Genomic DNA, 23,048 nt, shown 5'->3' with positions numbered 1-23,048 from the left:
CCCTAGTTAATCATCGTCACGCCACCCTTGAGGGTCAGCATAGCATCGCCGCTGACCGTCGTCAGTGGGCTTTTTGCGTCAAGCTTGGCGTTCGCCTGAACGTTGATCATCGTGCTTTTGACAGTGATACTGGTCGGGTCCAGCTTGATCGAAGAGGTCCCGACCTTAAGCTCGATCGACTGCATCGCGGTTATTGTGATTTTCCCCGCTTTGGCGTCGACCTGAATGTTCCCCATTTTCACGGTCGTTGTCTTGTTGCCCTGCTTAATCGTCTCGGTGTTGTTGCCGGTGACGGTTCGGGTGGATTTCCCTTCGACCGTTTCCGTCTGGTCGGTCTTGATGAAAACGTCCTGATTGCCCTTTTCGATCGTGAACGTGTGATCACCTTCCTTGATCGTCTCATCAACGTCTTTCTTGACCACCTGGCTTAGACAGCCGTCGCCTCCATTGCCGCCCGTGTCCAGCTTGTCATAGCCGATGGTGATGGTGGATTTGTTCTTTACCAGCTTTTCATGGTCCTTCTGCGCCTGAAAGCGCACCAGTTCCGCCCCCGCTTTGTCCTCGAACATCAGCTCGTTGAACGTGTCGGTTTTGCCCTTTTCTGACGACCGGGTCCTGATACCGGACTGCGTCTGGTTTGCCGGCAAATCATAGGGCGGCATCGTTTCGGCATTATACAACATGCCGGTGCAGATGGGCCTGTCGGGGTCGCCCTCTTCGAACTGGATGACGACCTCCTGCCCAATCCGCGGGATGTGGATCATGCCCCAGTTCTTACCGGACCACGGGGTGACAACACGCACCCAGCACGAGGTCTTCTCGTCCTTTTTACCTACACGGTCCCAGTGGAACTGCACTTTGATCCGGCCATATTTGTCGGTGTAAATTTCTTTGCCCGCTGGGCCGGTGACAATTGCGGTGTGCAATCCAGCAATCTCCGGCCAGGGCGTGGTACGGGCGTTGCGATACTGGACCTTCTTGGGCTGAACGTCGAACTCAACCATATACATTTCGCTGTTGTCTTCAGGAAACTCCAGCGCACCCGTATCCAGATCCTTTTCGTTCTTTACAAATCCGTAGCCTTCGGTCGTTTGCAAATAGAAAGTGGCCGCCGTGACCAGATATTCCTGGTTCTGATCCTTGTCGGGATGTTCCTTCAGGGTGAAGGTCTTTCCGACCTCCATCGCCCGGACCGAGGCACGACCCCGGCGGCGGTCATATTCGGTTTCTTCAGCCTCCATCCGAACCTGCGCGCGCGGCTTGCCCTTGTTGGCGTCGCTGTAATGACCGGGCGTGTCGTACAGCTCATATTTATTGTGCTTGTGATCGGGCGAAAGGATGGTTTTCGACACCGAGGCCATTTTGGCACTGGGTGTTTCAAAATTGAAATCGCCTAAGGCAACGACACCGGGAACGATCTGCTGTGCGGTGGCCCATTCGGTCACACTGTCGGGCAGGCGCTGTTTGTAGTCGTCGCCCGCCCGGTAAAACAGCTCCGACATTCCGGTCAGCGGCGTGTGTCCCGACAGCCCGTCACACAGGACCAACGTTTCATATTTGTTATTCGCCTTGGCATAGTCGAAGAAGTAATAGATGCCCTCTTCCTGCATCAGGCGTGATACAAAGTCGAAATCGGTTTCCCGGTACTGGACGCAATATTCCCGTTGTTCATAGGTTCCGCTTAGCTTCTTCTGGAAATCCGAGAACCCGTGTGCTTTGAAAACGTCCTCGATGATCTTGACGACCGACATGTTCTGAAAGATGCGGCTGTTGGTGGTCTGTTGAAGCATCCAGAACCACGGACGTAGCTCGGCCAGCAGATGCACGAACCCATCCCGCAGCGCCAGCCGTTCAACGCGCACGATCGTGCCGGTGAACTTGCGCTCTTTCCCCTCGCTCGAGGCCATGTGGATCGTCAGGATTTTACCCAGCAGCTCTTCCAGCTTGATGGTCTTGTCCGACGACAGCAACTCAACCTGTATCTCGGTCAACTCGCCCATCTTCTCGTTGATGATCGCGCGGCGGATGACGAGCTCTTCTTCCTTGTACTTGTAACTGCCGGTGATCCGAAGCGGCCATTCCTTGCTTTGCAGATTGTCAGACATTTCCTAATCCTTCCAAATCGCGTTGGACACGCCGTTATAGATCGGCCAGCAGAGCGGCCAGCTCCGGGTCCATTTCATCATCATCCTCGTCTTCATCGGTGTCGTTATCGAAGGAAGCAAGGAAGTCGTCCAAATCATCAACATCATCCGACGCGTCATCGTCAGAACCGGTATCGTCGTCCAGCCCCAGATCGTCTAGATTGAAATCCTCCTCGGCGGGGGTGTCTTCAGACTCGGGTTCCGCGGGGATATCGGGCGACGGCGCCGGGGCGGGAACGCCTGACCATGGCCCCAGAAGTTCTTGTCCTGCAACCGAGTTGAATGATCCCAGCCGGATCTCATCTCGTCCCTTGACGGAAAGCACCGGCATATAGCCCCGCTGAACCGAATGTTCGTGCTTGTCCAGCGACAGGTTGCGTTCGGTACAAGGCAACGCCACCTGATCGCCATAGCGGTCGTTGACGAAATGATAGGGCACCCCGCCCAGGCTCATAACCGAGCCGAGGTTCATCGCCTTACCATTCTGTTTGAAGGACCGCGCCAGCAGGATCGTTACTAGAACCGCCGGATTGGCCCATAGCATGCCACGCAGACCTTCGGTTTGGGTGAATTCCTCGAACTCAAACTCATAGATGGGCTCGGATTTGGCCCCATAGGGCCGACGTAGCAAAAAGCGCGGCGAGGCAAGGCCTACATGCCCGGCCTCAGGCATGGCGCGGAACGTGTCCCAGGCCTTGACCACTAGCGGGTGGCGGTCCTCTTTCTTGACGTCCAAATAGGCGGGCGTGATTGCGCTGATGAAAGGCGCATCCACATGAGCGGCTACCCGGCCGATACGTCCCAGCAACTCGGCATGAGGGGGGGTTTCCTCGAACGTATAAAGCCCGATCAGGGCGGAATAGCCGCCGCGCCCGTTTTCCTCATCCAACGGTTCCTCGGTCAGCAGCCGGACCAAACCGGTCTGCGCCAGATCTTCCTCCGAGGCCAGATCGGCACCGATTTCCTCGGCTGAGACATCATAGAGTATCACGTCCAGCGTATCGTCATCCTCAACGCTGCGCGCGATCAGGTCCAGACTGCGCCACTGCGCCTCGATCGACTGGAATTCGGGATGATGCAGAACCATGCGCATCGCCGCACTCAGCGCCTCATCCACTGCTGTTTTCATCGCCGCAACGTCCGGGCTTGGTAGTTTGCGAATATGCGGCCCGACCACCCGTTTCAGCAGATCATCCACCGGAGAAGGCCGCGCCAGCTCTCCGCTCGTATCTCCGATCAACTTCTGAAAATCGCTGAGCTTCAAGTCGGCCCGCACGGTATTGCCACCCGAAGTCTTGCGCGGTGGAACCACGGCCCGTCCGAATTCCTCGCCCCAAGCGGTCAACTGTTTCGCCGCATGCTCGGCGGTTGCTCCGGCCCCAAGCTGGCCTTTCAAGCCCGACAGCCCTTCGAACAACGCGACCTTTTCATAAAGTTCGTCAGGGTGCAGATCGTCCAGTTCGGTCAGCTTGACCTCTATCCCCGCGCCGTCCTTGCCGATAGGCAGAACCAGCGTGGTGGCAAAGCCTGAGATCACATCTTCGACCGTATCAGGGTCCAGCAGGATCGGCGCACGCGCAGCCAGCGTATCGCCTGTTTCCATCTCGCCCCGTGCCGCACGACCCGAGAAATCGCCAAAGATGGCAATGCGGAATCGGCTTCGTTTCAACTGTTCAGGTTCGGGCCGGTCGGCGCTCATGCGGCCAAAGGCCAGCACCGGTTCACCATCCGGTTGGGCCCCATCCGGCGCCGAGGTATCATCTGTATCATCATCCTCGGCCAGCAGACCGTCGAGGTCGAAATCGTCCGTATCGTCCGTTTCGTCCGAGGCAGGCTCGTCGTCATCGCCCAGCAAGCTGTCCAGATCGAACTCATCCCCGTCGTCCGCTTCGTCCGCGTCATCAGCCAGCAGGCTATCGAGGTCCAGATCATCGTCAGAGGTGTCATCCGCCAGAAGCGCATCCAAATCATCCTCTGGCGTGTCTTCATCCTCTGCTGTCAGATCATCCAGCAGACCGTCGAGGCTGGTGTCTTCGTCCTCCTCGGGCGAGTCGTCCGAAAGATCGCTTAGCAGCGCATCCAGATCGTCTGCTTCGTCCTCCTCTGGCGCGGTATCCGCCAGATCGCCCAGAATATCGTCGAGGTCATCTGCATCCGCCTCCTCTTCAATATCCGGGAGAGCGCTCAGAATATCATCCGTCTCATCTTCGTCTGACTGTTCAGATTCATCTGCAAGATCCGCCAGCAGATCGTCCAGATCCATGCCTTCATCCTCGTCCTCCGTCACATCGGGCAAAGACGCCAAGGCATCATCAGTCGAACTGTCCTCGGCGTCATCATCATCCGACGCCATATTGGCCAGATCACCCAGCAGGTCATCAAGGCTGGTATCTTCGTCTTCCTCCTCGGGCGTCGCGTCACTGAGTTCAGACAAAATATCGTCAGTCTCGTCGCTGTCTTCGTCGTCTGAAGCCAAATCCGCAAGGTCGCCGAGCAGATCGTCGAGACTGGTATCCTCGTCCTCATCCTCAGGTGCGGCGTCGGCAAGTTCTGAGAGGATGTCTTCGCTGTCATCTACGTCTTCAGCCGCGACCGCATCGGGCAGAGAGGCCAAAGCATCGGCAGCAGAAGAGTCTTCTTCGCCCCCATCCGGAGCCAAATCAGCGAGATCGCCGAGCAGGTCGTCGAGGCTGGTATCCTCGTCCTCCTCCTCGGGTGCAGCGTCGGCGAGGTCCAAGAGGATATCTTCGCTGTCATCCGCATCTTCCTCCGCGACCACATCGGGTAGTGAGGCCAGAGCATCGGCAGCAGAAATGTCTTCGTCGTCCCCATCCGGAGCCATATCGGCAAGATCGCCGAGCAGATCGTCGAGGCTGGTATCCTCGTCCTCATCCTCAGGTGCAGCGTCGGCAAGGTCCGAGAGGATGTCTTCGCTGTCATCCGCGTCGTCCTCTGTTACCGCGTCAGGCAATGAGGCCAAAGCGTCGGCGGCAGAGGTATCTTCAACGTCCTCATCCGGAGCCATATCGGCAAGGTCGCCGAGCAGATCGTCGAGACTGGTATCCTCGTCCTCATCCTCAGGTGCGGCGTCGGCAAGGTCCGAGAGGATGTCTTCGCTGTCATCCGCATCTTCCTCCGCGACCGCATCGGGTAGTGAGGCCAAAGCATCGGCTGCAGAGGTATCTTCGGCGGCGTCATCCGGAGCCATATCGGCAAGATCGCCGAGCAGATCATCGAGGCTGGTATCCTCCTCATCCTCGGGCGCCGCGTCGGCAAGTTCCGAGAGGATATCCGCGCTGTCATCTGTCGCGTCTTGTTCCTCAGTCTCGGGGATAGACGCCAACGCATCTTCGATTGCAGTGTCCTGCGGGACCTCGTCGGGGGCGGCGTTGGCAAGGCCGGACAGCACTCCGGCGGTGACATCGGGTTCGGCATCGGCGTCAACCGCGTCTGGAACAGAGGCCAGCGCATCCTGCACAGTTGTATCTTCCGGCGCGCTCTCGGGGGCTGCAGCGGACAACTCGGACAAGACATCCGAGGTCTCGTCCCGGGGCGCTGTGTCCTCGGCTTCGGGCAATGAGGCCAGCGCATCGGCGACCGCAGTGTCCTGAGGCGCGTCTTCCGGGGCCATTTCGCGTAGGGCGTCCAGCGTCGATTGGCTGTCCTGCGCGTCAACCGGGCTGTTGGCCAATGTCGCCAGCAAAGCCGGGTCGGCCAGGATCTTTTCGATCAGCGCCTCGGCCCCGGCCTTGCCATCCATATAGGCCAACAACGTGGCCAGTTGTGTCCGGGCCTCAAGCAGTTTCTGCAATGGCTCGATCTTCGAAGCGATCTGTGCAGGGCTGAAATCGCTCATCTTCTCGAAGGTCAGATCGACAGACAGGTTGCCCTCGCCGGTCAGCGTGTTGGGCACGGCAAATTCGACACGCGGGGCCATCGCCTTCATGCGGTCGTCGAAATTGTCGACGTCGATCTCAAGAAACTTGCGGTCGGATATCGAGGGTGTCTCGGCCTTGGATTTTCCGGACAGATCGCTCATAACGCCCATCACGAAGGGAAGTTGCACCTTCTTTTCGGCGCCGTAAAGCTCGACATCATATTCGATCTGAACCCGCGGCGCCCTGTTGCGCGCGATGAATTTCTGGGAATTGTCAGCCATCCCCCTGTCCTTTCAATTCCGCCACTTCGCTGCGCAGGGCTCTGACCTCGACCAGCAGCTCTTTCACCCGGTCGTCCACGATATCTGTTTCACTGCGCACCAGATCCCGAAGGTGAGAGAACTCCTCGACCGCATCATCCTCCACCGCCGATTGCATCGTGTTGACCAGCAGACCGATGAACAGGTTCAGCACCGAAAACGCAGTGATGACGATGAAGGGCACAAAGAATATCCATGCGGTGGGATGCACCTCCATCACAGGGCGCACGATGCCCATGGACCAGCTTTCCAGCGTCATGACCTGAAACAGCGTGTAAAGAGACCGACCAAGCGTGCCGAACCATTCCGGGAAATCGGGACCGTACATCAGCGTGGCCATGACGGCAAAGACATAGAACACGATCGAAATCATGATGATCACCGCGCCCATCCCTGGCAGCGCGTCCAGCAATGCCTGCACCACGGATCGCATCTGCGGAATGACCGACAGCAAGCGCATCGCGCGGATGACCCGCAACCCCCGCAGGGCGGATAGGCCATCGCGGTTGGGCAACAGGCCCAGTGTCACCACCACAAGGTCAAAGATGTTCCAGGCATTGCTGAAAAAGCTCATCCGATAGGCGTAGAATTTCAGCAGCAGCTCGGTGACGAAGATGCCCAGAACAATCTGGTCGAAAACGCTCAGGATATGACCGATATTGGCCTGAATCGACGACGAGGTGGACAGGCCCAGCGTGATCGCGTTGAAGATAATCACACCCAAAATCGTGTTCGTGACCGTCCTGCGCTCGACAAATTCGCGCACAGCATCACGGAGCGTTTCACCCTTTCCGATTCCGGTTTCCAACTTTGCCTCCTGTCGTCCGTTCGGGGCGCACGGTCCTACCCGCGCGCCCCGTATTCTTTACCCTGACCTGCGTCAGGCGGCGTCAAACACCGTTCCGTCCAGCGCCTTGCTGGTGATCTTGTCATAAGCATACCCGCCAACCGCGCCGCCGACACCCAAAGCCAGATCCTTGGTGGTGTTCGCAATCGCGTTTCCGTCGATCGGCGATGTGGCCAGCGCGGCAAATTTCAGTCCTTCGCGGAAGACCTTGAGGCCCTTGGGGTCCTTGATCTTCAACTGTGCGACGCGCTTCATCAGGTCCTTGATCTTCGGGGCCCATGTCCGCGTGTCCGCATACATTATCTGGACCTTGCTGATCGCTTCATCGACCGCCTTGTAATTGGGTGCCAATGCAGTGTCCAAAGCCTTACTGATCATGGTCAACTGGGCCTTTTTGTCCTTCACCGGATGCTTCTTCAGCTTGCTGGCAACCTCTTTCAAGAACTCGGCCTTAAGCTTGTCTTGTTCCTTCAGGACCTTGTTCAGCTTTTTGGACAGATCATGCACCTTGACGACCATCTGGGCGTATTTCGCCTTGAGCGTATCCGCCGCATCTTCGACGGTCTTGATCGAAGGTTGTGCGACGCCCACGAATTCATTCAGCACGGCGGCGGAAATTTCGTTTGCGGCGTAAAGGCCTTTGTTCTGGGCGGCTTTCTCAACTACCTTCAACTCGACCAACAGGTGTTTCTTGGCAGTATCGATATCCGTTGCAAGCTTGCCGATATCCTTGGCCAGCGATACACCAGATTTGATCAGCCCAAGAATGCCGAACGCGGCCCCCGCGCCCCCCGAGAACGGAGAGGTCGCCATCGCCGCAATGGACACAGCCAGACCAGCCACGGTGCCTGCAATGGACACTGCAACCTTGATCTTGAACTTCTTCCATTCCTTTTTCTTGGCCTGAAGCTTGGTCCACGCCTTTTGCGCGGCCAGCTCAGCGCCTTTTTCAGCGATCTTCATGTCATTCTTGATCGCGTCGTTCAGACCCTTGAGCTGCTTTTGCATGTCCTTGTCGGATGCGCCCTTGTTAACCATCTGAACAAACGCTTTGTCGAACACCTTGCATTTCTGTTCGATCGTCTTCTTGGTCTGCTCCAAAACCTCGCTGGCCGAGGCCTGAAATTCCTGCTGCAAAAGAGGGTCTTTCTCGACACCTTTTTCCATCTTCTTGTCCAGCTCGACAACCACTTTGAACGACAGTTCTGGTGGTTTCACCATCTCAAGGCCTGTTACCTTGATGGGGACCTTTTTCATGTCCATGACAACGTGTTTAACCACTGGTTTTCCTTTCCCTTTTGCAGTGACGCCTCAAACAACCACAGTTCTTAAGGCGCCTTCTGTGAACTCAATTTCAGAACAGAGTTTTTTCTGCCCGGTGTGGCCGGGGATCAGTCAAAACCATAGGTGAAATCATTGTCCTTGACGTCGATCGTGACTTTCGACACCTCGTGCCCTTCCATCATACGACGCAAGAATTCGGCAGATATGTCGGGCAGCATCGTGTTGGTCACAATCGCGTCAATCATGCGCCCACCGCTGTCCAACTCCTGACAGCGGTTGACGATCTCTTCGACCACCGCATCCGTGTACTCGAACGGCACGCCGTGGGCCTCTTGCACGCGTTTCTTGATGCGGCCCAGTTGCAGCTTGGTGATCTCGCCCAGCATATCGGGGCTAAGCGGGTAATAGGGGATCGTCACCAGACGTCCCAAAAGGGCGGGCGGGAACACTTTCAGCAGCGGATCGCGCAGCGCTTTGGCCATGCCTTCGGGTTCGGGCATCAGGTCGGGATCTGCGCACATATCCATGATCATTTCGGTGCCGACATTCGAGGTCAGCAGGATCAGCGTGTTTTTGAAGTCGATCACACGGCCCTCGCCATCCTCCATCACGCCCTTGTCGAAGACCTGAAAGAAGATCTCGTGCACGTCGGGATGGGCCTTTTCGACCTCATCCAACAGCACCACGGAATACGGCTTACGTCGCACCGCCTCGGTCAAAACACCACCCTCGCCATAGCCGACATAACCCGGAGGCGCGCCTTTCAGGCTGCTGACCGTATGGGCCTCCTGATATTCGGACATGTTGATGGTGATGACGTTCTGTTCACCCCCGTAAAGCACCTCAGCCAGCGCCAGCGCGGTTTCGGTTTTACCGACACCCGAGGTACCTGCGAGCATAAAGACACCTATGGGCTTGTTCGGGTTATCGAGCCCCGCGCGGCTGGTCTGCACCCGCTTGGCGATCATCTTCATCGCGTGATCCTGACCGATGACGCGCTGCGCCAGACGGTCTTCTAAGTTCAAGATCGTCTCGATCTCATCCTTGACCATGCGACCCACGGGTATACCGGTCCAGTCGCCGACAACGCTGGCCACGGCCTGATGATCAACGATGGGCAGGATCAGGGGGCTGTCGCCCTGCACCTCTTCCAACTCGGCGTTCTTGGCCTTGAGTTCCGCAAGCAGCGCGTCGCGGTCGATGGGCTGTGCACCCGGTGCTTCTTCGGTCGCGGCTTCGCCTTCGGCGGTGCCGGTGCCTTCGACCTCCTGTCCGCCAGCGCGCAGTTTAGCCCGCAGATCGAGGATGTCTTCGACCACTTTCTTTTCGGCTTCCCATCGCCCGTTGAGTTCGGCCAACCGCGCCTCTTCCGCCTCTTTTGCGGCATTCACGGCCTCGCGCCGGTCGGCGACGTCATATCCAGCAGTTTCATCCCGTTCGATTATCTCCAACTCGGTGGTCAGAGCCTCAATCCGGCGCTGGCTGTCGTCGACCTCGGCCGGAACCGCGTGCTGAGACACCGCGACCCGCGCGCAGGCCGTGTCCAGCAAGCTGACCGATTTGTCCGGCAATTGCCGCGCGGGGATATAGCGAGCGGACAGAGTCACCGCCGCTTCGATCCCCTCATCCAATACCTGCACGCGGTGGTGTTTTTCCAGCATTGAGGCAATGCCGCGCATCATCAAAACCGCCTTGGGGATATCGGGCTCTTCGACGTGCACGACTTGGAATCGCCGGGTCAGAGCCGGGTCTTTTTCGATGTATTTCTTGTACTCGGCCCATGTGGTCGCGCCGATGGTGCGCAACGTGCCCCGTGCAAGCGCCGGTTTCAGCAGGTTGGCCGCGTCGCCCGTGCCAGCCGCGCCGCCAGCGCCGACCAAAGTGTGGGTTTCATCGACAAACATCACAATCGGCGTTGGGCTGGCCTGCACCTCGTCAATCACCTGACGCAGACGGTTTTCAAACTCGCCCTTCATGCTGGCACCAGCCTGCAACAGACCCACATCCAGCACCAGCAGGCGCACATCTTTCAGCGCAGGCGGCACATCGCCACGCGCAATCCGCAAAGCGAACCCTTCGACAACGGCGGTCTTACCCACCCCGGCCTCACCCGTGAGGATCGGGTTGTTCTGACGGCGGCGCATCAACACATCGACGATCTGTCGAATTTCTTCGTCACGACCCACGATCGGATCAATCTCACCATTGCGAGCCTGTTCTGTCAGGTCGGTGCAGAACTGCTCCAGCGCCTCACCCTTGCCCATGGCACCGGGGGCCATCGCGCCGCTGGCCTCGCCAGGCTCGGCCCCGCCACCGACGTTTGAACCATCCTGCGCGCCCAGCGTGTCCTCGGGCGAGCCATCGGTGGCTTCGGCAAACTTGTCGGCCAGATCATCGGCACCGATCTTGGCCAGTTCCGGCGACATGCTGGCCAGAATGTTGCGCAACGCAGGCGTCTTCAGCATACCAAGGATCAGATAGCCGGTGCGCACCTTGCTGTCGGAATACAGAAGCGAGCCCCAGACCCAGCCCCGCTCCATCGCGTCCATCAGATGGTCCGACAGGTCCGAGATCGAGGACGCCCCACGCGGCAGCATGTCCAGCGAACGAGTTAGTTCGGACGCGATCTTGCCGGGGTCCAAATCATAGTGCTGGATGATGCGGTGAATATCACTGTCCTGACCGTTCAGGATCTGGTGCAGCCAGTGCTGGATTTCGACATAAGGGTTGCCCCGCATCTTACAGAACACGGTGGCCCCTTCGATCGCCTGATAGCCCAGCTTGTTCAGCTTGCCGAACAGCGACACGCGGCTGATTTCCGTCATCTTCAATACCTCTCGTTGGGGGCCGATTTGTCGGCCTCGAATTCTTGGTTCATGTATCCGGGGTATAGGATCAGATCCTCTGCATCCGGGCGGGCCTCGTCCGGGTCATCGCGGGTTCTAATCCAGCTTGTGTGGCCCAATTGGGTTGTACCGCCCAGCGAGGCGCGCGGCACCTCGTCGCCGGCCAGCACCAGATTGACCTCCCAATCCAACGTGTCACCGACATAGGTGCGCAGGATCGCTTCAAGACGTTTTTGCGACACCCCGCCAGGCAGCAGGCGTTTGTAGTCCTCCAGCGAGACGGGCCCCAGACGGATGCGAAACTTAGCAGACCGCGACCAGACCCGGTTGCCGATACTGGTGGATTGCCCCAGCCGCGCAGGTGCACCCAATTGCCATGTGTCGTCGGGCTCTAGCTCCAGCCAGGTGCCGACGAATTGCTGCACATGTGCCTCGACGCCGAAATAGTCGGACAGGATGGCGATCAGGCCTTCAGCCGTTTTGGTACCTGACCCCAAATGCCCCGCAAAGAAGCGCCGCAACATGTCCGACATCGCGTCTCGATTATCGAAGCCGGTGCCTTTGTACCCGGCCAGTGCGGCCACCCTTTGTTCAAAGGGATCATCGCCGCGATCAAAGCTGGGTGCGGGTTCGGCGGCAGACCAGGCGCGATACAGCAGGCTGAGCATCCGGTGCGTCAGCATGTCGGCAAAGGCCACAAAGGTCGGGTCGCGGTGGTTGCGCAGCCGGTCGCGGGCAAATTCGGTCAGATGCAGCGGCAAGGGCCCCTGCGGGCCGAAATAGCCAAAGAACAAGTTGCTCAGCTTTCCCGGTGCATCATCCGAGGCCGGTTGGAACCGGGTCAGCGTGCTGGGCGGGAAAGCCAGCGAGACCTCTTGCCCCAGCCGCACTTTGTCCTCGCGTGGGCGGCGCGATTCCCCAAGACGCGGCGCGTCGGCATAGTGCGCCTCGATCACGCGAAGCGCCTGAAAGACGTGATGCCTTTCAGGATGCGCCGCCAGAGCGGCAAGCAGGTTCAAATGACCCTGCCCAGACCCGCTGCCGGTCGCCATCTGGCAATCTCTCCTCGTCTTTCGGTCTTCAGAACGGTTTCCGTGAAACTGTTGATCGTGGTGTATTTGCGGAAAAACCGTTCCAGCACTGCGCCCAGAACATAAACGCTGGTGCCCTCGTAAAAGCTTTCGTCAAAGCCCAGCGTGATCTCGAGCCCGCGCACGGCGGTGCTTATCACCTCGTCGCTCATGCGGCGCACGATCGGACGGCTGGTGACCGAGACGACGCCCTCAAGCTGTTTCTCGGTCACGCGGTTACCTAAGGGCGCGTAAATGCCCAGCAATTCGCGCAGCGCCCCGGCTCCGCCCTCCTTGCCATCGCCCGAGATGGATAGGTAGTTCAGGCTGAGATGACTGATCAGTTTCCACGCCGCGTCGCCCTGTGCCAACGTGGCATGGGGCCGGGTCGGCGTTACCGGCGTGCGTACCGATTTGACCGGGCCACCTTCAGGCAGGTGAAACACATCCGCCCCACCGGCTGCCAGCAGCATCGGCAGGTCACGGTTCGAACACAGCGCCTCGACCGCAAGCTGATCCAGAGTGCCGGGATACGGCGCCTCGGCCCGGTCCACCAAAGACAGATAGACTTCGGACCCCAGATAGGACGTGCGTACCCCGCGCAGGCGTTCCTTTTCGTTGCGCTGCCGCATCCGCCGCTTGATCGTGTAATAGGCACTGTGGTTGTCGCCCGCTGCGGTCAGGTCTGTGTCGCTGTAGAAGGGGCGGAAGGGGATGTCGCCCTCATCATCTGATTTGATGCCGATGACACGCTGGATCGAGAAAATCTCGTAGTCCAAACCGGCCGTCCTGTTCGGCACCACATGGTGCTGCGTGTCCATCTGCGTCAGATGCACCCGGTCGCAGCGGCGGTGGAACAGATTCACAGCCGGAACTGCGTTCAGCGCAAAAGCCGTAGGGGTGACCGCTGGGGCCACATCGCGCATACCGTCCTGCAAGAGAATATAGATATCGACATCCGTGCCTGCCGAATTCTGCAAAGCCGGCTGCAGACCTGTCAGTTCCACGAACAGGAACCGTTCGGGCATGGCAAAATATTCCTGAAGCAGGCGGTAGCCGTCAAAGGACTGGCGTGGGGTCGGCAACAGGGCCTCGTCGCGTTCAAACCCTTTGGGGGTCACATCCGCCGCGGGCAAACGCACAGCCCAATCGGCGCGGCGATCGGTCGAACGCCCGGTCAGGCCCACGCATTGGGTCGCCAGCAATTCATGCAGTGACCAGGCCTTGCCGCCTTGTGTGTCCAGATGCAGCACCAGGTTGTCCAGCGCCAGCTCGGCCATCGGCGCGCCGTCGGTGCGGTTCAGCCGTAGGCGAATACCGGCCCGTGCCTCGGTATCCCTAGCCACTCCTGCCGCGACCAGTTCACCGCGACCGTCGATATATTCGGCCTCGGTAATCTCGATCGGCCACATGGTCATGTCCGCTGAGGTGCGGAACTCGCAGGCGGTCTGTTCGCCCTCAGCCAGATGCGAACGCAACGGTGTGCCGCGCGGAATGTCATAACCTTCCTTCAGCGCCGCATTGGCCACATCCGGTTCGAACTGCACCACCATCATGGACGGCGTTGGCGCGAGATAATGGGGATAGACAATTTCCAGCAGGTTCGACGTAAAGGCCGGGAACTGCATCTCAAGCTCAAGCTGCACCCGCGCGGCCAGAAAAGCGCTGCCTTCCAGCAGACGTTCCACATAGGGGTCGACGACCTCGATCCCCTCCATGCCCAGACGGGATGCGATCTTGGGATAGGCCGCCGCGAACTCGGCCCCCATTTCACGCAGAAAGGCCAATTCGGTTTCGTAGTGTTTCAGAAGCCGTGTGTCCATCTCGCTAGCTCCGCTCGATTGCGACTTCGCCGGTCGTTACATCGACCCGGCTGCGCAGATAGAGTTCCAGGGGCATTGGCTGCGCCCACATCACGGCACGGATGTCGTATTCCACGTGCATCTCGCCCGATCCCTTTTCAGAGCGCAAATCAACCGAGACCGAACCCTTGACGATCCGGGGCTCGAACGCCTCAATCGCATCTGAAATCGAGCGCTGAATACGCTGCGCCTGCCGCAAGGTCGAAAACGCTCCCGAGGTTTCGCGGATGCCGTAGTTCAGAACCGATTTGGCCGCGTTGGGATAGATATCTTCATCAATCAGATCGGACTGATCGGTGGTATTGAGCAGCAACGACAGGTCGCGCTGGATAATCTCGCGCAGACGCCCGACGTCGATGACCCGCGCGTCGCGCCCTTCTTTCAACTGGTCCGGCGCATTGTCAGTCAGCCGGTCCAGCAGCGAAGGCTGAAGGCGTTCGGCAAGGGTCTTCTCAGCCATCTCCTGCCGCTTCCCCGGCCTCGGTGGCCACGTTCAGTACCAGTTCGCGCACGTCCAGAAGCGCAACATCCGATTGATCCGTCGTCAGCAGACGCTGGCCCAGACCCACAAATGTTTCGGACCCCGCATCCATCCAACTTGTGGCTCTTGCCAGCCGCGCGGCGTCGTCACCCTGCTGGGTTGTGCCGGGATAGCGCGTTGGGATCAGCGCGGCGATCTCACCGCCGCTGGCCACGGTCAGAGTGCAGGCGGTCCAGACCGCGTCGCGCAGGTCGCTGGGAGGCTCGATTTCAAGCCGTGCAATCTGCGCGAAAGGCAGCCAGAAATATCGCCCGTTCACGATGACCTCAAGCACAGGACCCAGCCGCATATCCGCATCGGCAATCCATTCGAACGGCTCACCATTCACGGTGCCCGAAGTGGCAGGAGCGGCGTCAAAAGCCTTGGCGCGCATCACGGCAGCCTGATCGAAATTGCCGCCTGCGGTAAGCTTCTGGGCCTCGATCAGATGGGCCAGCCACTCTTCGGGTTCGCCAAAGATCATCGGCGTCTTTTCCGCCGCAAAGACTTTTTCGCGGTACACCTCGCAGATGATTGCCTCGCGGTAGGTCTTGGCCATCATCGTGGCCGCTTCGTCCATTTCCGCGCTCAGCTTCAACTGGGTGATCGCACGTTTCCAGTCACCCAGAACGCAAAGAAGCTGAAACAGGAAAATCCGCAGCTTGGCATCTGCGGGATTTGCGCGGATCTTGTCTTGCAGGGCGGCAAGCGTGGCAGTCAGATCGCCTGTTCTTAGATGGTCTTCCGGCGTCATGCGGCCCTCGTATGGTCAGAAATGGGTAGTGTGGGCTTGGGCGGCACATACCGCCAAAGCCCGGATCGTGGGGGAAATCAGCTGACGTCGCCGGTTTCCAGGTTCCACTTGAACTCGTTGCAATCGCTGAGCTTGCCGTCTCTGAAATCGGCAATGCGGTATTTGATCGAGATACCGCGATAGGCAACAGTCCAGTTTTCCGACGGGATCGATTCCTCACCACCCGAGACCGAATAGCTGTCGACGATGGCGTCGCGCAGGGTGAAGATCAGGTAAGGCTCCATGCCTTTCTTTTCGTCATCGCCCGACCGGCAGAGGTGAATTTTCATCTCTTTGTTGGCGCGGCCCGAGGCAACATACGTCATCAGCTTGGCCGAGGCCTGGCTCAGCTCAGTCGTCAATGAGACCTTACCGAAATTCGCGTTTGCGTATCCACGTTGGGTCGTGCCCATGTCACCCATATCCAGGGTGCGCGCAACTTCCCAGCTGATCTCTTTACAAGCGATCCAGCCAGAGTGTTGTTTTTCACGGGCTTCACCGGGGAAGTCCATTTTGATGAATACGTTTTCCATTTTACCTTCCTTTAAGGACTAGTGATGTCACTGAGATATGCGAGGTTTGATTCGACGGCAGTGAACCACTTCACATGCCGTCGAAGTTTTTGATTTAACCGGACTTTTCAGACGGCAGCTTAGACACGAGGCGCAGCGATACCGACAGGCCCTCAAGCTGATAATGCGGCCGCAGGAAGAACTTGGAGGAGTAATAGCCGGGGTTGCCCTCGACGTCTTCGACCACAACCTCGGCCGAGGCCAGCGGCTTGCGTGCCTTCTCGGCTTCGGCGGAAATGTCGGCGTTGAAGTCAACATACTGGTTGATCCATTCCTGCAACCAGCTTTCCATGTCCTGACGGCTTTTGAACGACCCGACTTTGTCGCGCACCATGCATTTCAGGTAATGCGCAAAACGGCAGGTGGCGAACAGATAAGGCAGACGCGCGGCCAGATTGGCGTTGGCGCTGGCATCCGGGTCGTCATATTCGGCAGGCTTGTGCAGCGACTGCGCGCCGATAAACGTGGCCGAGTCGGTGTTCTTGCGGTGGATCAGAGGCATCATGCCGTTCTTGGCCAGTTCCGCCTCGCGCCGGTCCGAGATTGCAATCTCGGTCGGGCACTTCATGTCCACGCCGCCATCGTCGGTCGGGAATGTATGCGCGGGTAGGCCTTCGACCGTACCGCCGCTTTCCACACCGCGAATGCGCGAGCACCAGCCATATTCCTTGAACGACCGGTTGATGTTCACCGCCATGCCATAGGCCGCGTTGACCCAGCTATAGCTGTCGCTGTTGGCGCCGCTGGTATCTTCCTCAAACGCAAACTCCTCGACCGGTTCTGTTTTGGAGCCATAGGGCAGACGACCCAGGAAACGCGGCATCGCCAGACCAACATATTTCGAATCCTCGCTTTCGCGCAGGGACCGCCATGCGGCGTATTCCGGGGTCTGGAAGATCTTGGTCAGATCGCGCGGGTTGGCCAGTTCTGACCAGCTGTCCATCTGGAACAGGCTGGGCTTGGCCCCAGTGATCAGCGGCGCATGGGCTGCGGCTGCGATCTTGGACATCTCGCCCAACAGCTCAATATCTTGTGGGCTGTGGTCGAAATGATAATCGGCCACCAGCGAGCCATAGGGCTCGCCACCGAACTGGCCGAATTCTTCCTCATAGAGCTTCTTGAAGATCGGCGATTGATCCCATGCCGTCCCTTTGAACTTGCGCAGGGTCTTGTGCATGTCTTTCTTCGAGATGTTCATCACGCGGATTTTCAACATCTCGTCGGTTTCAGAGTTGTTCACCAGATAGTGCAGACCGCGCCACGCGCTTTCCATCTGCTGGAATTCTTCATGGTGCAGGATCAGGTTGACCTGTTCGGTCAGCTTTTTGTCGATCTCGGCAATAATCCCTTCGATCGAGCGCAGCGCGTCGTCCGAGATCAGGCCGGTATTGGCCAGCGCCTGTTCGGCCAGCGTCTTGACCGCGCTTTCAACGGCGGTTTTCGCCTGATCCGATTTCGGGCGGAATTCCTTGGTCAGCAGAGCCTCGAATTCCGAGGACCCGAACGCTGTTGCGCCCTCAGTGGCTTCTACCTTGGCTTCTTGATCGGCCATCTTTTATTCCTCCTCGGCAGCGTCGCCGCCCGGTTTGGGCTGCGCAGCAAGTGTCTTCAGCAGGCTTGGGTCCTGCATGATTTTCGAGATCAGATCTTCGGCCCCGGTTTTCCCGTCCATATAGGTCATCAGGTTGGACAGCTGTGTGCGCGCATCCAGCAGCTCTTTCAGCGGTGCGACCTTGGCCGCGATGGCGGCGGGGCTGAAATCATCCATGCTTTCAAAAGTGATATCCACGGCCAGATTGCCCTCACCGGTCAGCGTGTTGGGCACGGTAAAGGCGGCACGCGGGGCCATAGACTTCATCCGGTCGTCGAAATTGTCGACGTCAATTTCCAGGAATTTCCGGTCGGCAACAGCAGGCTGTTCCACCTCGGACTTGCCCGCCAGATCGCTCATGACGCCCATGACGAAGGGCAGCTGTACCTTTTTCTCGGCGCCGTAAAGCTCCACATCATATTCGATCTGAACCCTCGGAGCCCTGTTCCGGGCTATGAATTTTTGTGAACTGTCAGCCATCTGTTGCTCCTCGATTCATCCGTCAGTTTTTTGTGTCCATCCACGCCCCGGCCTTGCCGGAAGTGGATTAAAATCCATGGTCATCATCATCGGTTTTCAGGCCGCCAATCTGGCGCACTTCGTCCAGACCTTCCTTGGCCATATCTTCGATAATCGTAAGAAAGTCCGCGTTGACCAGCCGCTTGGCGCGTTCCAGCAGAACCGGCAGCGGGCTGGAGGGCTCGCACCGCGCGTAATAGTCCATGATGCGATCCAGCATCCGGGTTACATCATCAGGCGAGTTGATCGCACCGCCACCCGCAGGAGCCGCGGCACCGGCCCCGCCTGCAGCAGCCGTGGCTGCGGCGGGGGCACTTGTATCGGCCACATCTTCGGCGGCAACCTCGCCTACATCGGCATATTTTGCCAAGGCCTGTCGGATGCTTTTCAGCGCCTCGATCAGCGGGTCCAGATTGGGGCCTTCGCCCGGTGTCTTGTCCGTAAACACCGCATCAATCGCACCCACATCTTCCAGCGCAGCAGACACTGCCTCGGCATTGGCCGCCAAAACCTCGTCATCGGTATCTTTGAAGGCCGCCGCAACGCCGTTGGCATCCGGTATATCATCCAGATCGGCGGGCATGTTGATCCGGCCATCCACAACATCCAGATGGCGCAGGGTCATGCGCCCGAACATGCGGCTGTCGGTTAGACCGGTGCGCCGCAGCGCCCGCACCATCCGGTCGGTCGAGGCCAGACCACGCACCGCGTTGATCCGCATCGTGGCGTCGCCATCGTCTTCGTCCAACTCAGGGTGGCAAGTGTCCCAGAAATCCTCAAGCAGGGATTTCGCATAGTTCAGGGTCGTCGCAAACGCGGGCAGACCCTTGGTGTGTAGCACGGCCTCGCCCAGGTAGATTGCAGCGCGCAGATCGTGGCTTTGCTCCATGACCGCCAGCGCCTTGGTCTCGACTTCAGCCCAATCCTGTTCTTCGGCGGCGACCACCTCGTCACCCATCTGCCGTTCTTCACCGGGCTGCGCGGCTATTTCCAGATCGGTAAACGCCGGATCGTATTCCAGGTTTTCTCCGCTTGGCTGGTCTTCGCTTCTGGGCTCCAGATAAGACGATAAATTCATACTCTCCCCAATAACATCGCGGTTATTCACCACTTGTCTGTTTGTTGGCACCGCTTAACGTGATATCGTTGACGACCTAAATGAACTACTTCACAGGGCCACGACATTTTCTCACATTTCGCACATCATGCGCAGTCACTGTGATGAATCAGCCGCATACCCGGCGTAAAGTCAAACCTAATAAATACGTTTTTTTTGCGACATGACTTGGTCGCACCAGCGCCGAGGCGCGTTTTTTCTTATGTCTAACCAAGTTAGTTGTCTTGCACGGGAATTTTTTTCTTCTCGGCTGCGGGGTGTTGCTGCAATGATCAGACAAGCCCGGTCCGCGTCTAACCGGCAAACGGGCTTGCGAGTTTGGTCAACAAGACTGCCAGATCGGAAAATGGGGAGAAGAATGAAATCACGACTATTCGCGGCCATTGCGCTGTCGCTTGCCGCTGTCACCGCGCAGGCCGAGGACGGCAAGCTTTCCGTCGAGCTGAACAAGTTCGAACCCGGCGAATCCGGCGGCTGCCGGGCCTTCTTTCTGTTTCGAAACCAGACCGGCAACAGTTTTGAAGCGTTCGAGATGTCGCTGGCCATCCTTGATACCAACGGGGTAATTGACCGGCTCTTGTCGATCGACGCAGCCCCCTTGCCGGTGCAACGGACGGTTTTGAAATTGTTCGAGATCCCCGAGATTGACTGTTCCGACATATCAGAGGTTCTGCTGCACGATCTGCCCGCCTGCAAACCGCAGAACGCGGACCCGGTCGATTGCTTCCCTTTGCTGGCGCTGGACAGCAAGACCTCTGCCAATCTGGCGCAATAAGCCATGCCGGGTTTGGAAAATCTGGGCACCGGAGGGCCCATCATCGCCATTCTCGGGCTGTTGTCCCTGCTCTCGCTGACGGTGATCGTCGTCAAAGTGATAAAGCTGGCCCCGGTGCGCGCGGGCGGACCGGCGCGGGATGCGGCCTTTGTTCAATGGTCGAGCGGCGACCGGCAGACCGCACAAAAGGCGGTTGCGGCGGGGAAATCCCCTGCCGATCGGGTTTGCGCCTATGCCATGCAGGCGCTGATTGACGGCTTTAAGGGCCCCGCTCTGATGGCCGAGCTAACCCGACGCGGCAATCTGGAATTTGCCGCCATGAACAGCTGGTTGCGTGTGTTGGAACTGATCGCCATGATCTCACCCCTGCTGGGGCTTTTGGGCACGGTCACCGGGATGATCCAATCGTTTCAGGAACTCGAACTGGCACAGGGTGCGGCCAACGCCTCGGTTCTGGCCGGAGGGATCTGGCAAGCATTGCTGACGACCGCTGCTGGGCTGGTTGTTGCCATTCCCGCTGCCATCGGAGCCTCGCTATTGTCGGGCCGGGCCGAAGCAGGCGCCCAATCCATCGAGAACTCAGTTGGCCGTCTGATGGTGCTGGAGGAGCGCGGCGCGCATTAGGATCATGGCGATGGACAGCGATCTCAGCCTGAACAGACGCAAGCCAACGGGGCCCTTGATCTCGTTGGTGCCAATGATTGACGTGATGCTGATTCTGCTGGTCTTTTTCATGGTGACGTCGACCTATCTGAACCTCGACATGATCCCGGCGCTGGCGCAATCCGATCGGCCTGCGCAGGCATCGTCGGGTCAGGCGGGTTCGGAAACCTTGCTGGTTCGTATTGGTGGCGATGGGGCGCCCTATCATCGCGGGCAGGCGATGACACTGGACGCACTAGCCGATGAGATGACGGCGCGCCTGACAGCGAACCCTGCACTTCAGGTCATCATTTTGCCGACCGGTGGGGCCAAACTGCAAGCGCTTGTCTCGGTCATGGATACTGTCACCGGCGCCGGGGCGGTGAACATGCGCGTGGTCCGGCTTGAGGCACGCCCATGAAGATCACCCGCCCCACCCCGCGCCGTCACCCGGAGACGATCATTGCCCTGATCGACGTTGTGTTCTTTCTGCTGGTCTTCTTCATGCTGATCGGTCGCATGGATGCCACCGCGCCCTTCGAAGTTTCACCACCCACAGCCCTGACCGGTGCGGACATGCCCGCAGGCGGCGTCACCCTGTCCGTTGCAGCCGATGGCACCATGGCACTGGACGGTGAGGCGATTGCGCCCGACCAGATCGATCCGCGTGTTCAGGCGTTGCTGGCGACGCAGCCGGACGTCCTGATCCGCATCAACGCCCATCGAGACGCCGCCCTGCGCGCGATCTTGCCTCGGATTGCGCGGTTCGAGGCGATGGGCGCGCGCGATGTGGTGCTGGTGGTGACGCCACCAGGGCCGGTGCGGTGATCCGGGGGCCGGTTATATGGGGGATCGGGTTGGTCAGCTCGGTCTTGCTGCATGTCGGCGGAGCGATCGCCCTTGTCTGGAGCGTTCAGCCTGACCCCGTAGCGGACCAGCCCGTCCCCGAAACCCGGATGCAGCTTTCGGCACATCAGGTGCAGCAAAGTCAGGCCATTGAAGCCCGACCAGAACCAGAGGCCGCACAGGCTCAGGACGCCACCGGAGCCCAACTGGGTCAAAGCGCAATCGCGCAGTCTTCTGCCACCGCCGCGCCCTTGCCACAGCAAGCCGTCGTGGCCGCCGAACCCGCGCCGCAGGCTCTAACGCCTCAGGATTCCGGGGCCACAGTGATTGCACAGACCATCGCCGAAGCCGCACCGCTGCAAGCGGCTGAGGTTGCAGCGGTGCAACTGGTTTCGGCTGCAGTGTCAGCGCAGCCTGTAGTCCTGAACCTGCCACCGGCGCAGGCGGCCCAGCTTACGGCCCCCAAAGCGCAGAAGGCCCGACCTCTGCAACCCGAACCTGTCGCCCTGCCCCAGACCATCCCCGACATCCCGCAAACCAGCGCGTCCGAGGTCTTTTCCACCACCGGCGACGGCCCTATTGACCCTGTCTCACTGGCTGCGATCCAAAGCTTCATGCGACCTGAGGATGCCGGTGCCAGCGCGCAAGACCTGCGGGACGGGATAGACGGCCTGCTGGCGCAAGTGCCCTGCGCGCGGCTTCAGGTGCAGTTTCGGCCTGACAGCAATACTTTGGAAGTCATCGGTCATATCCCTGAGGATGGATTGCGCAACCCTGTTTTGACCGCCTTGCAAGCGCAGATGGGCAGCAACATTCGGGTGGATGACAACATTCGCATCCTGCCCCGCCCGCAATGCGGCGCGCTCAGCGGGATTGCCGATGTGGGACTGCCGCAGTCCACCGATCAGATCACCAATCCGCTGCTTATCGGACAGGATATCCACGCTCGCGACTTTCGCTATGTTGACGGCCAGCAACTAGTACTGGAGCTGACCGGTGCCGATTATGACGCCTATGTCTATGTCGATTATTTCGATGCCGAAGGACAGGTGATCCACCTCAGACCCAACACCTCCACCCCGATGGAGCTAACGCCCGCCAAGGCTCGGTTACAGGTCGGCGCGGCACAACAGGGTGACCCGGGCTTGTTCATCACCATCGGCCCTCCCTACGGTCAGGAAATCGCCGTCGCATTCGCCGCGTCCGAGCCGCTTTACCAGACAGAGCGGCCCTTGGTCGAACCCGCCGAAGGCTATCTGCAATTCCTCAAGACCCGCATTGCCGAAGTCCGTGCGGACAACCCGGATTTCAAAGGCGAGTGGGTCTATTTCTTTGTCACCACCGCAGCGCGGTAATGATGGGTAACCTGAGACAGAGGCGTTTCGCTGTCTCAACCATTTCCAAATGTTCCGGTGGATGCAA

The 23,048-nt window shown here is 59.0% G+C and carries 18 protein-coding genes; 5 read left to right on the top strand and 13 right to left on the bottom strand.

Annotated features, from left to right (window positions below):
* Positions 1-2 precede the first annotated feature (2 nt).
* The 13 genes from GOV79_RS06500 to tssA all read right to left on the bottom strand — a co-directional run bounded on the left by GOV79_RS06500 (position 3) and on the right by tssA (position 19,324).
* A complete protein-coding gene (locus GOV79_RS06500; RefSeq protein ID WP_170789084.1) occupies positions 3-2,105 on the bottom strand; it encodes a type VI secretion system Vgr family protein in 2,103 nt (700 codons plus the stop codon).
* Positions 2,106-2,139: 34 nt separating this feature from the next.
* Positions 2,140-6,303 carry a type VI secretion system contractile sheath small subunit gene (tssB, locus tag GOV79_RS22630; protein WP_170789082.1) on the bottom strand — a complete coding sequence of 1,388 codons (4,164 nt, stop codon included), beginning with the start codon at positions 6,301-6,303 and terminating at the stop codon, positions 2,140-2,142.
* Complete coding sequence (locus GOV79_RS06490) at positions 6,296-7,150, bottom strand: ion transporter (RefSeq protein WP_170775539.1); 855 nt, start codon at positions 7,148-7,150, stop codon at positions 6,296-6,298. Before GOV79_RS06490 ends, tssB (GOV79_RS22630) begins: the two co-directional genes overlap by 8 nt.
* 72 nt (positions 7,151-7,222) lie before the next feature.
* A complete protein-coding gene (locus tag GOV79_RS06485) occupies positions 7,223-8,470 on the bottom strand; it encodes a hypothetical protein (RefSeq protein ID WP_331252395.1) in 1,248 nt (415 codons plus the stop codon).
* Positions 8,471-8,580: 110 nt separating this feature from the next.
* A complete protein-coding gene (tssH, locus tag GOV79_RS06480; RefSeq protein ID WP_170789079.1) occupies positions 8,581-11,298 on the bottom strand; it encodes a type VI secretion system ATPase TssH in 2,718 nt (905 codons plus the stop codon).
* Between the two features lie 2 nt (positions 11,299-11,300).
* Positions 11,301-12,371 (bottom strand): type VI secretion system baseplate subunit TssG, encoded by a 1,071-nt coding sequence (gene tssG / locus GOV79_RS06475; protein WP_170789078.1) that lies wholly within the window; start codon positions 12,369-12,371, stop codon positions 11,301-11,303.
* Positions 12,335-14,212, bottom strand: a complete 1,878-nt coding sequence (gene tssF / locus GOV79_RS06470) for a type VI secretion system baseplate subunit TssF (RefSeq protein ID WP_170789076.1) — start codon at positions 14,210-14,212, stop codon at positions 12,335-12,337. Before tssF ends, tssG begins: the two co-directional genes overlap by 37 nt.
* Before the next feature lie 4 nt (positions 14,213-14,216).
* Positions 14,217-14,711: a type VI secretion system baseplate subunit TssE gene (tssE, locus tag GOV79_RS06465; protein WP_170775549.1), complete on the bottom strand. Its 495-nt coding sequence runs from the start codon at positions 14,709-14,711 to the stop codon at positions 14,217-14,219.
* Complete coding sequence (locus tag GOV79_RS06460) at positions 14,704-15,525, bottom strand: type VI secretion system accessory protein TagJ (RefSeq protein ID WP_170789073.1); 822 nt, start codon at positions 15,523-15,525, stop codon at positions 14,704-14,706. The genes tssE and GOV79_RS06460 overlap by 8 nt, the downstream gene beginning before the upstream one ends.
* 77 nt (positions 15,526-15,602) lie before the next feature.
* Positions 15,603-16,097, bottom strand: coding sequence for an Hcp family type VI secretion system effector (locus GOV79_RS06455; RefSeq protein ID WP_170775553.1), 495 nt, complete (start codon positions 16,095-16,097; stop codon positions 15,603-15,605).
* Between the two features lie 94 nt (positions 16,098-16,191).
* Complete coding sequence (gene tssC / locus GOV79_RS06450; RefSeq protein WP_170775556.1) at positions 16,192-17,688, bottom strand: type VI secretion system contractile sheath large subunit; 1,497 nt, start codon at positions 17,686-17,688, stop codon at positions 16,192-16,194.
* A gap of 3 nt (positions 17,689-17,691) precedes the next feature.
* Positions 17,692-18,207, bottom strand: a complete 516-nt coding sequence (gene tssB / locus GOV79_RS06445; protein WP_170356373.1) for a type VI secretion system contractile sheath small subunit — start codon at positions 18,205-18,207, stop codon at positions 17,692-17,694.
* A 67-nt stretch (positions 18,208-18,274) separates the two neighbouring features.
* On the bottom strand, positions 18,275-19,324 hold the full coding sequence (gene tssA / locus GOV79_RS06440) for a type VI secretion system protein TssA (RefSeq protein WP_170789072.1): 1,050 nt from the start codon (positions 19,322-19,324) through the stop codon (positions 18,275-18,277).
* A gap of 397 nt (positions 19,325-19,721) precedes the next feature.
* On the opposite strand from tssA, the gene GOV79_RS06435 reads away from it, so the two are divergent.
* The 5 genes from GOV79_RS06435 to GOV79_RS22580 are packed head-to-tail and all read left to right on the top strand — an operon-like array spanning position 19,722 to position 22,981.
* The gene (locus tag GOV79_RS06435; protein ID WP_170789070.1) at positions 19,722-20,138 is read left to right on the top strand and encodes a hypothetical protein; all 417 of its coding nucleotides are present in this window, start codon (positions 19,722-19,724) and stop codon (positions 20,136-20,138) included.
* Positions 20,139-20,141: 3 nt separating this feature from the next.
* Positions 20,142-20,762: a MotA/TolQ/ExbB proton channel family protein gene (locus GOV79_RS06430; RefSeq protein WP_170789068.1), complete on the top strand. Its 621-nt coding sequence runs from the start codon at positions 20,142-20,144 to the stop codon at positions 20,760-20,762.
* Positions 20,763-20,772: 10 nt separating this feature from the next.
* Positions 20,773-21,201, top strand: a complete 429-nt coding sequence (locus GOV79_RS06425) for an ExbD/TolR family protein (RefSeq protein WP_170789066.1) — start codon at positions 20,773-20,775, stop codon at positions 21,199-21,201.
* Positions 21,198-21,608, top strand: coding sequence for an ExbD/TolR family protein (locus tag GOV79_RS06420; RefSeq protein ID WP_170789064.1), 411 nt, complete (start codon positions 21,198-21,200; stop codon positions 21,606-21,608). Before GOV79_RS06425 ends, GOV79_RS06420 begins: the two co-directional genes overlap by 4 nt.
* The gene (locus GOV79_RS22580; RefSeq protein ID WP_170789061.1) at positions 21,605-22,981 is read left to right on the top strand and encodes a DUF4384 domain-containing protein; all 1,377 of its coding nucleotides are present in this window, start codon (positions 21,605-21,607) and stop codon (positions 22,979-22,981) included. Before GOV79_RS06420 ends, GOV79_RS22580 begins: the two co-directional genes overlap by 4 nt.
* Positions 22,982-23,048: the final 67 nt, after the last annotated feature.

This window comes from Ruegeria lacuscaerulensis, assembly GCF_013034745.1.
Classification (GTDB): domain Bacteria; phylum Pseudomonadota; class Alphaproteobacteria; order Rhodobacterales; family Rhodobacteraceae; genus Ruegeria; species Ruegeria lacuscaerulensis_B.
This window is presented reverse-complemented; position numbering and strand designations above follow the sequence as displayed.

Bases quoted from the DNA above. Each gene is read 5' to 3' on its own strand.
- GOV79_RS06500 (WP_170789084.1), bottom strand. From the start codon at position 2,105: ATGTCTGACAATCTGCAAAGCAAGGAATGGCCGCTTCGGATCACCGGC.
- tssB (WP_170789082.1), bottom strand. From the start codon at position 6,303: ATGGCTGACAATTCCCAGAAATTCATCGCGCGCAACAGGGCGCCGCGG.
- tssH (WP_170789079.1), bottom strand. From the start codon at position 11,298: ATGACGGAAATCAGCCGCGTGTCGCTGTTCGGCAAGCTGAACAAGCTG.
- tssG (WP_170789078.1), bottom strand. From the start codon at position 12,371: ATGGCGACCGGCAGCGGGTCTGGGCAGGGTCATTTGAACCTGCTTGCC.
- tssF (WP_170789076.1), bottom strand. From the start codon at position 14,212: ATGGACACACGGCTTCTGAAACACTACGAAACCGAATTGGCCTTTCTG.
- tssE (WP_170775549.1), bottom strand. From the start codon at position 14,711: ATGGCTGAGAAGACCCTTGCCGAACGCCTTCAGCCTTCGCTGCTGGAC.
- GOV79_RS06460 (WP_170789073.1), bottom strand. From the start codon at position 15,525: ATGACGCCGGAAGACCATCTAAGAACAGGCGATCTGACTGCCACGCTT.
- GOV79_RS06455 (WP_170775553.1), bottom strand. From the start codon at position 16,097: ATGGAAAACGTATTCATCAAAATGGACTTCCCCGGTGAAGCCCGTGAA.
- tssC (WP_170775556.1), bottom strand. From the start codon at position 17,688: ATGGCCGATCAAGAAGCCAAGGTAGAAGCCACTGAGGGCGCAACAGCG.
- tssB (WP_170356373.1), bottom strand. From the start codon at position 18,207: ATGGCTGACAGTTCACAAAAATTCATAGCCCGGAACAGGGCTCCGAGG.
- tssA (WP_170789072.1), bottom strand. From the start codon at position 19,324: ATGAATTTATCGTCTTATCTGGAGCCCAGAAGCGAAGACCAGCCAAGC.
- GOV79_RS06435 (WP_170789070.1), top strand. From the start codon at position 19,722: ATGAAATCACGACTATTCGCGGCCATTGCGCTGTCGCTTGCCGCTGTC.
- GOV79_RS06430 (WP_170789068.1), top strand. From the start codon at position 20,142: ATGCCGGGTTTGGAAAATCTGGGCACCGGAGGGCCCATCATCGCCATT.
- GOV79_RS06425 (WP_170789066.1), top strand. From the start codon at position 20,773: ATGGACAGCGATCTCAGCCTGAACAGACGCAAGCCAACGGGGCCCTTG.
- GOV79_RS06420 (WP_170789064.1), top strand. From the start codon at position 21,198: ATGAAGATCACCCGCCCCACCCCGCGCCGTCACCCGGAGACGATCATT.